The following is a 10,733-nucleotide window of genomic DNA, read 5'->3' on the forward strand; positions in this document are numbered from 1 at the left end:
CCCATTTTTTTAAGAGCTTGCCAAATGGCCTTCTGACAAACGCCAAAACGCTCTGCACGCTCTTTTTGGTAAGCATCTGGATATTGTTCAACATCTTTTGTCAACTCGGATTTATCGATTTTTCGCTGACGCGTAGTCGATCCTTTTGGCTCTATTTTATTAATCCAACGCGATACAGATGCAGAGCCAATCCGAAATTGCTTCGCTGTTTCTCGGATACTCAACCCTTAAGTCATCATCGATGCGGGGCATATGGTGGAATATTTGCCTACCTATTCGTCAGATCTTAATCCAATTGAACATAAATGGGCACAAGCTAAATGCAAAAAAAGAGCGCTCGGATGCGACACAAATATTTTTTTCGCACTCAATATGGTGTAATCAAAATTAAGTCGCTTAGCTATATAACATAACTATTTCACCATTTCTTTTAACCGATAAATCAATTCTAGTGCTTGACGAGGTGTTAATGTATCAGGATTTAATTTTTCGAGAGTTTCAATGGCTGGTGAAACCGTCTTTTCCACTACTTTTGCTAGTTTTGAATTATCAATAGATTTATTTTCTGGCAGCGTGGAGACCGTTTGTAGCTCGATTAATTTCTGTTTTGCTCGTTGAATAACCTTGGTTGGGACACCCGCCAATGAAGCCACCGCTAGACCATAGCTTTTACTGGCAGCGCGTTCTTGAACGTTATGCATAAACGCAATCGTGTCGTCATGCTCTATTGCATCCAGATGAATATTAACCGCACCTTCCTGCTTATCTGCCAAATTGGTTAATTCAAAATAATGCGTAGCAAATAACGTCATAGCTTTAATCTGGCTAACCAGATTTTCCGCACAAGCCCAGGCAAGTGAAAGCCCATCATAGGTTGAAGTACCGCGACCAATTTCATCCATTAGTACCAGACTTTGTTCTGTCGCATTATGGAGAATATTAGCGGTTTCTATCATTTCCACCATAAAAGTTGACCGACCGGCAGCAAGATCATCCGACGCACCAACCCGAGTGAAGATCCGATCAATCGAGCCAATAATCGCTTTTTCGGCTGGCACAAAGCTACCTATATAAGCAAGCAGTGTAATTAAGGCTGCTTGACGCATGTAAGTACTTTTACCGCCCATATTGGGGCCAGTAATAATTAACAACCGACGTTGTGGTGACAGATCCAGTGGATTAGAAATAAATGTCTCACTAAGTACCTGCTCAACAACTGGATGACGTCCAGCAACAATTTCTATGCCAGGTTTCTCATTTAATATTGGGCAGCGATAGTCCAAAGTTTCGGCGCGCTCTGCCAAATTATTGAGTACATCTAATTCCGCTAACGCTTCGGCGCTAGTTTGCAATGCTGATAAATGGGGTAATAACAGATCAAACAGTTCTTCATAAAGCTTTTTCTCAATTGCTAATGCTTTACTTTTAGAAGTTAGCACCTTGTCTTCATATTCTTTTAACTCAGGGATAATATACCGTTCGGCATTTTTTAGGGTTTGGCGACGAACATAATGGATAGGTACCAGATGACTTTGTCCACGACTGACTTGCAGGTAATAGCCATGCACCGCATTAAAGCCGACTTTTAGACTATCAATGCCTAATTTCTCTTTTTCCCGCAATTCAAGTTTTTCCAAATAATCACTCGCACCATCGGCCAATGCACGCCATTCATCAAGTTCGCTATGATATCCGGTTGCGATCACTCCTCCGTCTCGCATTAACACCGGTGGTGTGTCAACAATCGCTTCTTCCAATAGTGTTTGCAGTGATGCAAATGAGCTAATGCGTGACTGCAAGTTTTTCAAATAGGGAAATTCAATCTTATCTAATATCGCGTGAATATCGGCAAATTGTTGGAAAGCATGACGCATGCGAACCAGATCCCGGGGCCGGGCTGAACGGAGTGCTAAACGAGCAAGTATCCGTTCTAAGTCACCAATTTGGCGTAGAAAAGGTTGTAATTCGAAATGATAAGATTGGAGTCCGGCTATCGCTTGTTGGCGATTAAATAATTTATTTAGATTGCGCAACGGACTATGTAGCCAACGTTTTAGCATCCGGCTACCCATCGGCGTTACGCACTGATCCAGTATCGCAGCTACCGTATTCTCGCTACCACCTGATAAATTTTCTGTCAATTCAAGATTACGACGCGTAGCAGCATCAAGGATAATGGTCTCTTTTTGCTGCTCCATGGTAATACTATGGATATGGGGCAATGCTCTACGTTGGGTATCTTTAACATATTGCAGTAAGCAACCCGCTGCGCGCAATGCCAATGTCGCCTTTTCAACACCAAAACCCATCAGATCCTGGGTACCAAATTGTAGATTCAATTGTTGTCTAGCGGTGTCTAATTCGAACTCCCATAATGGGCGACGACGTAGTCCTTTATTATTTTCAAATAGTACAACATCGACAAAATTCTCTGGATAGAGCAGTTCTGCCGGTCGGGTACGTTGTAATTCAGCACTGATGGTGTTGATATCAGGCATTTCACTGATAATAAAACGGCCGGAAGTGATATCTAAAGTGGCATAGCCATAACCATTATCTTCTTGCCAAATCGCAGCTAATAGATTGTCCTGACGCTCTTGTAGTAATGCTTCATCGGTAAGGGTTCCCGGCGTTACGATGCGAACAACTTTACGTTCGACGGGGCCTTTTCTGGTGGCGGAATCACCGATTTGTTCACAGATAGCAACCGACTCACCTAGCTGAACTAATTTGGCTAAATAACTCTCTATGGCATGATGAGGTACGCCAGCCATCGGAATGGGTTGGCCGGCCGATTGCCCACGCTTAGTTAATGAAATATCAAGTAATTCGGCTGCTTTTTTGGCATCATCAAAGAATAATTCATAAAAATCACCCATCCGATAAAATAACAAAATATCAGCATGTTGTGACTTAAGGCGTAAATATTGTTGCATCATTGGGGTATGGGAAGCGAAGTTTTGGGAATTAGTCATAGTTTTTATTTTTTAACTCTTTGAGTTGTAATATTGCCGGTAAGACTTGCTTGCTGAATGCTATTTTAATTAAACCCGAACAATTTGCTGTGTAAGGGATTGGTTTTAAAATAGATTGTCCGCTTGTTAGCAAAATCTAGCCACTTATGAAAAATTTTCTTCACTATACTATGGATAAGGAATAACCAGAAGTCACGGGGATGAAAAAATAGTGCTCACAAAATTAGCCTCATAAAGGTTCTATGGCAAATTTATTGACTACATTAGGAGCGGAGTGGAGAAAACATATGTAACTATTATAGCTAAGCGACTTAATTTTGATGACATTATTTATATGAGCTATTTAATTGATTTTAAACGTAAAGTGATATTTACGATGGAAGAAGAAGGGTTTAGTATCCGAGAAACAGCGAAGCAATTTCGGATTGGCTCTGCATCTGTATCGCGTTGGATTAATCAAATATAGCTAAGCGACTTAATTTTGATTACACGATATTGAGTGCGAACAAAATATCTGTTTCGCATCCGAGCGCTCTTTTTTTGCATTTCGCTTGTGGCCATTTATGTTCAATTGGATTAAGATCTGGCGAATAGGTAGGCAAATATTCCACCATATGCCCCGCATCGATAAGAACTTCGGTGACCCATGCATAGAAAACATCGCTGTTAATATTGATATCAAATAATCCGATAGCAAACAGCATTGTGCCCAATAAAGCGCCGATAACATTTGTTTTTGCTTTAGCTCCCCAGTTCTTGAGACCAAGACACCGTTGACCTTTCGGGGAATAGCTGTGAGTCCGCGGGGTATCGTGTGAAAAACCACTTTCATCAATAAAAACAATATGCTTGCCTTCTTTTTCATACTGTCTGTTATTTTTTTGTTGAAACGTTTGTCGAGTGTTTTCGTCGGCTTTCGGATGACGTAGAGTTTTTTATAGGTCAATCCCATTTTTTAAGAACTTGCCAAATGGCCTTCTGAAAAACGCCAAAACGCTCTTCACGCTCTTTTTGGTAAGTATCTGGATATTTGTTCAACATCTTTTATCAACTCGGATTTATCGATTTTTCGCTGACGCGTAGTCGATGCTTTTGGCTCTATTTGATTAATCCAACGCGATACAGATGCAGAGCCAATCCGAAATTGCTTCGCTGTTTCTCGGATACTCAACCCTTCTTCTTCCATCGTAAATATCACTTTACGTCTAAAATCAATTGAATAGCTCATATAAATAATGTCATCAAAATTAAGTCGCTTAGCTATAATTATCATGTTTTACACTTAAGCACAAGTTGACCTCGATTTATTGCCCACTATGAAACGAAAAATTTATAGTAGCAGTAGCTATCTGGATAAAAATAGCATTCTCTTTATCAGAAAGTTGGGGATTTTTGGTGATACTAATAGTTTGAGAATGGTGGAAGACCACAGGAGTCGAACCTGCCAAGGACCGCTGGCGGCCTCATCTGGATTTGAAGTCTAGCCACCCTACGGGGGAGGATGATCTTCCATGGAAAAATTGGCAATGATTATAATCTTATTTTCAGAAATTCTAAACCTAGTTATTTAAACAATCTGGTAAAAAAACAGATAAAATATTTGTCTTCATATTGAACTCAGCCGTTTGTAGCCATATCTTAATCACATCTCTTATTTAATATTTAATTGTACCTATCAAGTAGTATAATTAATCAAAGGATGTTTTTAATATGAGCAATCCGTTACTAACGAAATCTGTGTTACCTCATTTTTCAACCATTACACCGCAAGATGTTGTCCCTGCAATAAAAACCGTATTAGACAACTATCGGCAGACAATTGAGACCATAGTTAAAGAAAATAGCACCTTTAACTGGCACAATTTATGTCAACCATTAGAAGAAGCTAACAACAAACTCTCTCGAGCCTGGTCACCCGTAGGTCATCTCAATGCAGTAAAAAATAGCACCGAATTACGACAAGTATATGATACCTGTTTACCTATGCTATCAGAACTTAGTACCTGGATGGGACAACATACCGGTCTTTACCAAGCTTATAAATCGTTAAAAAATAGTGCTGAATTTGATACCCTCAATCAAGCACAACGTAAATCAATTGAAAATACGTTACGTGATTTTGAATTATCCGGAATTGGTTTACCAGCAGAAAAAAAGAAACGTTATGGTGAAATTGCTATTCGAATTGCCGAATTAAAAACTAAGTTTAGTAATAATTTGTTAGATGCAACGATGGGTTGGACTAAACTGATTAAAAATAGTGATCAGTTAACTGGCATACCGGAAAGTGGTCTTTTAGCAGCAAAAGCATTAGCTAAATCTAAAGGAGAAGAAGGCTGGTTATTCACGTTGGATATGCCAAGCTATCTGCCAATTATGACTTATGCTGATAATCGTCAACTACGCCAAGAAATCCATCACGCCTATAATACCCGTGCTTCTGATCAGGGACCAAACGCTGGTAAATGGGATAATAGTGACATTATGGATGAAATTTTAGCCTTACGTTACGAATTAGCACAATTACTTGGTTTTAATAATTTTGCTGAAAAATCTTTAGCCACTAAAATGGCCGAATCACCCAAACAGGTTCTGGATTTTCTTACTGATATTGCGCAACGAGCCTACCATCAAGGTGAAAAAGAGCTTGCGGAATTGACACAGTTTGCTAAGGATCACTACGAAATTGAGAAACTTGAGCCCTGGGATCTGGGTTACTATAGTGAAAAACAAAAACAGCATAAATTTTCAATTGATAATGAACAACTACGTGCTTACTTTCCAGAACAACGGGTTATCAACGGTTTGTTCGAAGTCATTAAGAGAATTTATGGTTTGACAGCAAAAGAGCGTCATGATGTGGAGATATGGCATACCGATGTACGTTTCTTCGAATTATATAATGAACGTGGTGATTTATGCGGCAGCTTCTATTTAGATCTCTATGCCCGAGAACATAAAGGTGGCGGTGCCTGGATGAATGATTGTGCGGGCAGATTAAAGCATATCAATGGCAGCTACCAAGAACCTGTGGCTTACCTAACCTGTAATTTTAACCAACCTGTTGGTGATAAACCCGCGCTGTTTACCCATGATGAAGTTATTACCTTATTTCATGAGTTTGGCCATGGTTTACACCATATCTTAACCCAAATTGATGTAGCGGATGTAGGTGGTATTAATGGGGTGCCGTGGGATGCGGTCGAACTACCCAGTCAATTTATGGAAAATTGGTGTTGGCAACCTGAAGCACTTACCTTCATTTCAGGTCATTATGAAACAGGTGAACCATTACCAAAATCAATGTTAGATAATATGTTAGCAGCCAAAAATTATCAGGCCGCAATGTTTATTCTTCGTCAATTGGAATTCGGTTTGTTTGATTTTCGCTTACATACTCAGTATTCTCCTCAAAAAGCCGGCCAAATTTTATCAACCTTACGATCGGTTAAACAACAGGTTGCTTTAGTGCCCTCACCCGAGTGGGACCGTTTCCCTCATGCATTTAGCCATATTTTTGCCGGTGGTTATGGTGCTGGTTACTATAGTTATTTATGGGCCGACGTTTTAGCTGCCGATGCATTTTCACGATTTACCGAGGAAGGTATTTTTAATCGAAGTACTGGGTTATCATTTCTTGATAATATTTTAAGTCGTGGTGGTTCAGAGGAACCGATGGTACTGTTTGAACGTTTCCGCGGACGAAAACCTAAGCTGGATGCAATGTTACAAAGTTATGGTATTAATGTATAAATGGCAATTGATATTCAATTAATTTGTGAACCTGGCGCTTCTCAAAGCGCCTTATCGCTGATTGCTGACAAATGGCAACTTAAACGCACGCCTGCTGCATTAATGGCATTAGTGCTAACACCCCAGTATTTACAATTAAAAAAATTAGACGAACCTAAATTAGGTGGTATTTATGTTGATTTTGTTTCAGGGGCAATGAGACACCGACGTAAATTTGGTGGTGGTCGAAATGAAGCTATTGCCAAAGCAGTTGGCATCAAAAAATCCTATTTACCAACGATTGTTGATGCTACTGCCGGTCTTGGCAGAGATGCTTTTGTCCTTGCTGCATTAGGCTGTGAAGTCCGGCTGTATGAACGTCATGCCATAGTTGCGGCACTTCTTGATGACGGATTACAACGGGGTTACGCTGACGCTAAAATAGGAGGCTGGTTAAGACAGAGAATGACATTGCTACACGCTTCAAGCATCGATGCATTGACAACACTGTCACCCGCACCAGATGTAGTTTATCTTGATCCGATGTATCCCCATCGCGAAAAGAGTGCCTTAGTAAAAAAAGAAATGCGCGTTTTTCAATCACTTGTTGGTAATGATGACGATGCTGACAGCCTTTTTATTCCGGCAATGACAATAACTAAACGCCGAGTTGTGGTGAAACGACCCAATTATGCATCCCCCCTAGCAGCAATCTCTCCACAAGCGACGATCAAAACTAAAAATCATCGTTTTGATATTTATTCATTTTCAACTGATTCACTCCGTTAAATATTAATAAAAATAATAAATAACCAAAAATGTTGATAAAAAGCGAAATATTATATCAATAATAACTCTTCTATAAAAATATCCCCTATTTATTGTTCTAAAAATACCATTTTTAAACAATATTTATATTATAAACATTAAAATAAACTTGCAATAACCTTAAAATAAATTTAATTTAACAAATTTTATTGTTTAAATGGATATTATTAATAATATTGGAGATAATTTATGTATCATAAAATAAAACAACAGGATATATTTTATTATTATTTCAACACCAAAACCTCAAAAAAAGAAATAACCATAACAGAAAAATAAAAGTTATTCTTAATTATAGAAATCCCTCGCCTAAAAAACAAAGAAATAATTGAAGAAATCCAACAAGCGGTAAATGATTTTAAAATTTTCCTGATATTAAAAGATATTAAATCAAGCGAAAAGCAACTTGAAATGTATATTCGATAATAACGAAGATTACCAACATTATGCTAAAGAAAAAGGTTTATTAACCGAAGGTGGTAAATTTTACTCCGGAAATCCACCGACCGTATATGTATATCAACAGGGCAATTTTTTAATCTTAAATATGATTTTACCAATTATTTAACTAATATAAATATAGCTAATGAAGTTCACTTACCTATCATATTAAAAGAAGGTATCTCTGATTATATTGAATATTTTCCGATAATAAATTTAATGCTTAAACAAATAGCATTGATCTAACTGAAGATGAAATAAAATCAAAAAATATATCTGAATTCTTAAAATTAAAATATTCAAATGACTTTCATGAAAATGCCAAGGTTTATAAAGTACGTCTTGCTCTTACTATTATTTAAAATCAAAAACCTGAATTGTTAAAAATCTTTTACATAATAAAAATCCAGAAAAATATTTAGAGATAATTAAAAATAGAAAATGATAATTTTAAAAATTAAGCTTAATGAAAATAATAGCGATAATGTCATACAAAAAATAAATGCATAAGAAATGACTAAAGATGATTTTATTGCTAGCAAAAAGAGATAATAGGTGATGAAATTAAAAATATAAATTATTATACCGCTGATATAAAAAGTTTAGAAAAAAAGAATTTGTTGGTAAATTTGCTACTATAGAATACACAGGTTTTTATAATTATATTCGTTGCTATAATTCAGAAACTGACGACTATATCAAAATTAGTTTAGCCAATGATTACCAATATTTAAAATTAATTAAAATAATAATAATGAAGTTAAATTAATATTTACTAATAAAGACGGTACTGAAAATTTTACTGATAGTGAGGAATATAAACATCAAGTTAAAATTATAAAATCTAATTACGCTTAACAAATTTCTGATAGGAAAATAACTGAAGACTAAATAAATGAAAGAATTAATCAATTAACAGAAATTAACCCCAATGCGCTAACGAATATGGACTTAACGAATAGACCTTTAGGCACCATTTTCAATGTAAAAAAACTTGGTGGGGGTATGGTCAGTGCATTATATTTATATGATGGAGAAGAAAAGATTAGAGAATTACTTAGCGAAAGCGGTTCCTTAAAACAAATTGATGGCCAACAGCAAGAATCCTTTGTTTTTTCCAATGCGCTTTATAATCTCTATACAAGTTATGATGGCAAGGTTTATCTGGCTGTTGAAAAAGAGGAACAACAATATAAAGCTTCTTTGATAAGATGGTAGAGAGTTCTTAAAGACCCATATTTTGATCAGCCACATTTACATAAAAATTAGTTACTAAGCCCCAGTATCAATCATATTCAGAAAAAAGATCTGCCATCATCACAACTCAACGGTACCAAAATATACAATCATAAAGATTCCCCATTAGCCCAATATCCAACTTCACAAGCACAACCGACGTACACGATTAAAAAGGTGAATTATTAGAGGATAAAGGAAGTTCAAACATAGATGATAATGTATACGAAACGGTGATTTATAAAGATGATAAAGTAATTTATAATTTCAAGACCACTGAATTTTATATTTCTGAAGAAATAAGCGACAAAAATAATAATATTATTGATGGCAGTGAATTATTTATCCATGATCATGACGAAAATATTCGTTATCAATTACCAAAAGAAATAACATATCTAAAATTAATAAAAAAAGAAGACGCCTATAAACTTGCAGTTTGTGATAAAGAAGGTACTGAATATACTGACATACCCGATGAATATAGACTTATCGATTCCATTTTTTCCCACCGATACGAAAAAAGATCACTCAAATAATCATCTTAATATTGGCTTAATAAACTTTGACAAATATCCAGAGGGTTCTCTTTTTCAACTTCAATACGATCCAAATGATTATCAAATTTCAAGAAATGAAAATAATGGTATAGTAAGAATTTCTGATAGTTATAAATATTCTACTAAAGTAAAAATATTTTATAATGGCACTGACATTAGTATGTGATCTAATGATCACCATAATTTTCAAGGTCATATTTTCTTTTCCATTGATTATAACTACAGTTTCAAGGATTTTCTCGCCTCTTATTCTGCACAAGTTGATATTATTGATGAGGTAATAGTGTTCGAACAAGGTTATGGCGACATTGGCAATACAAATCACGGATATACCGACTATAAAAATTTATTTAACTAAAAATGACCATGAGTCAGTTAATAAAAGCCCTGACAATAAGATTACTACTGAAATTCTTTATAAAAAAGCCTTTCAGCCATAACCCTTCCTATCAACCATTATCCAATAATAAATATAATGAAAATAATATTTATTATAGACAAAATTCGGATATGGGCTATGCTGATTATCAGATTGAAAATAATCAAAATATAGGGAGTAATAATGGAACGATTGATTATGAAAACGCTATTTATCCATAGGAATAGATAATATAAAATAATAAAAAACGTCGTTTACTGATTTTAAAATTTTCATATTAATTTTAACCGGATTGGAAAATAAAAAATATTTTAATTATTTATATAATGAATATTAGGATTGAATTTTATAAAAATAGGAACAGCATGAAAGATAATTCAAAAAATAAAATAGAAATATATTAATTAATGAAATAAAAAATATAAAAAAGCGTTTTATAGTATTGGCATATTTACCGCTATCATTAATATACTGATGCTAGCCCCCTTCATTTATATGTTACAAGTTTATAGTCGTGTCTTAGCGTCAAATAATAAAATGACGTTATTAATGTTGACACTACTTGTTATTTGCATTTATTTA

The 10,733-nt window shown here is 35.6% G+C and carries 10 protein-coding genes, 1 tRNA gene and 1 pseudogene; 7 read left to right on the forward strand and 5 right to left on the reverse strand.

Annotated elements, in window-relative coordinates; all coding sequences use genetic code 11:
* Positions 1–224 (reverse strand): IS630 transposase-related protein (locus tag ARSQ2_RS08340; protein WP_202880405.1); only part of this gene is annotated, 224 nt, incomplete at its 3' end.
* Between the two features lie 28 nt (positions 225–252).
* Between ARSQ2_RS08340 and ARSQ2_RS08345 the strand changes: the two genes are divergently transcribed.
* Positions 253–381, forward strand: a complete 129-nt coding sequence (locus tag ARSQ2_RS08345; RefSeq protein ID WP_202880406.1) for a transposase — start codon at positions 253–255, stop codon at positions 379–381.
* A gap of 32 nt (positions 382–413) precedes the next feature.
* On the opposite strand, the gene mutS is transcribed toward ARSQ2_RS08345, so the two are convergent.
* Positions 414–2,975 carry a DNA mismatch repair protein MutS gene (gene mutS / locus ARSQ2_RS08350; protein ID WP_181995007.1) on the reverse strand — a complete coding sequence of 854 codons (2,562 nt, stop codon included), beginning with the start codon at positions 2,973–2,975 and terminating at the stop codon, positions 414–416.
* 334 nt (positions 2,976–3,309) lie between these two features.
* Here mutS and ARSQ2_RS08355 point away from each other — a divergent pair, with 334 nt between their 5' ends.
* Positions 3,310–3,441 (forward strand): helix-turn-helix domain-containing protein, encoded by a 132-nt coding sequence (locus ARSQ2_RS08355; protein ID WP_181995008.1) that lies wholly within the window; start codon positions 3,310–3,312, stop codon positions 3,439–3,441.
* 136 nt (positions 3,442–3,577) lie between these two features.
* Here ARSQ2_RS08355 and ARSQ2_RS14930 read toward each other — a convergent pair.
* The 3 genes and pseudogenes from ARSQ2_RS14930 to ARSQ2_RS08370 all read right to left on the reverse strand — a co-directional run.
* A pseudogene (locus tag ARSQ2_RS14930) lies at positions 3,578–3,820 on the reverse strand (transposase); the annotation flags it as partial.
* 155 nt (positions 3,821–3,975) lie between these two features.
* Positions 3,976–4,203, reverse strand: a complete 228-nt coding sequence (locus ARSQ2_RS08365; protein ID WP_181995009.1) for an IS630 transposase-related protein — start codon at positions 4,201–4,203, stop codon at positions 3,976–3,978.
* A 188-nt stretch (positions 4,204–4,391) separates the two neighbouring features.
* A tRNA-Sec gene (locus ARSQ2_RS08370) sits at positions 4,392–4,486 on the reverse strand.
* 199 nt (positions 4,487–4,685) lie between these two features.
* Between ARSQ2_RS08370 and prlC the strand changes: the two genes are divergently transcribed.
* From prlC to ARSQ2_RS08395, 5 genes are all read left to right on the forward strand, one after another.
* Positions 4,686–6,728 (forward strand): oligopeptidase A, encoded by a 2,043-nt coding sequence (prlC, locus tag ARSQ2_RS08375; protein ID WP_181995010.1) that lies wholly within the window; start codon positions 4,686–4,688, stop codon positions 6,726–6,728.
* A complete protein-coding gene (gene rsmJ / locus ARSQ2_RS08380; protein ID WP_181995011.1) occupies positions 6,729–7,496 on the forward strand; it encodes a 16S rRNA (guanine(1516)-N(2))-methyltransferase RsmJ in 768 nt (255 codons plus the stop codon).
* 1,425 nt (positions 7,497–8,921) lie between these two features.
* Entirely contained in the window at positions 8,922–9,194 is a 273-nt protein-coding gene (locus ARSQ2_RS08385) for a hypothetical protein (RefSeq protein ID WP_181995012.1), read from the forward strand.
* A gap of 251 nt (positions 9,195–9,445) precedes the next feature.
* Positions 9,446–9,751 carry a hypothetical protein gene (locus ARSQ2_RS08390; protein ID WP_181995013.1) on the forward strand — a complete coding sequence of 102 codons (306 nt, stop codon included), beginning with the start codon at positions 9,446–9,448 and terminating at the stop codon, positions 9,749–9,751.
* Positions 9,752–10,138: 387 nt separating this feature from the next.
* Positions 10,139–10,372: a hypothetical protein gene (locus ARSQ2_RS08395; protein WP_181995014.1), complete on the forward strand. Its 234-nt coding sequence runs from the start codon at positions 10,139–10,141 to the stop codon at positions 10,370–10,372.
* Positions 10,373–10,733: the final 361 nt, after the last annotated feature.

Origin of the sequence: Arsenophonus endosymbiont of Bemisia tabaci Q2 (genome assembly GCF_902713415.1) — a bacterium.
Taxonomy (GTDB): domain Bacteria; phylum Pseudomonadota; class Gammaproteobacteria; order Enterobacterales; family Enterobacteriaceae; genus Arsenophonus.

Coding starts and splice junctions, on each gene's coding strand:
- rsmJ (WP_181995011.1), top strand. CDS start 6,729: ATGGCAATTGATATTCAATTAATTTGTGAACCTGGCGCTTCTCAAAGC.
- ARSQ2_RS08365 (WP_181995009.1), bottom strand. CDS start 4,203: ATGAGCTATTCAATTGATTTTAGACGTAAAGTGATATTTACGATGGAA.
- prlC (WP_181995010.1), top strand. CDS start 4,686: ATGAGCAATCCGTTACTAACGAAATCTGTGTTACCTCATTTTTCAACC.
- ARSQ2_RS08345 (WP_202880406.1), top strand. CDS start 253: ATGGTGGAATATTTGCCTACCTATTCGTCAGATCTTAATCCAATTGAA.
- mutS (WP_181995007.1), bottom strand. CDS start 2,975: ATGACTAATTCCCAAAACTTCGCTTCCCATACCCCAATGATGCAACAA.
- ARSQ2_RS08385 (WP_181995012.1), top strand. CDS start 8,922: ATGGACTTAACGAATAGACCTTTAGGCACCATTTTCAATGTAAAAAAA.
- ARSQ2_RS08395 (WP_181995014.1), top strand. CDS start 10,139: ATGAGTCAGTTAATAAAAGCCCTGACAATAAGATTACTACTGAAATTC.
- ARSQ2_RS08355 (WP_181995008.1), top strand. CDS start 3,310: ATGAGCTATTTAATTGATTTTAAACGTAAAGTGATATTTACGATGGAA.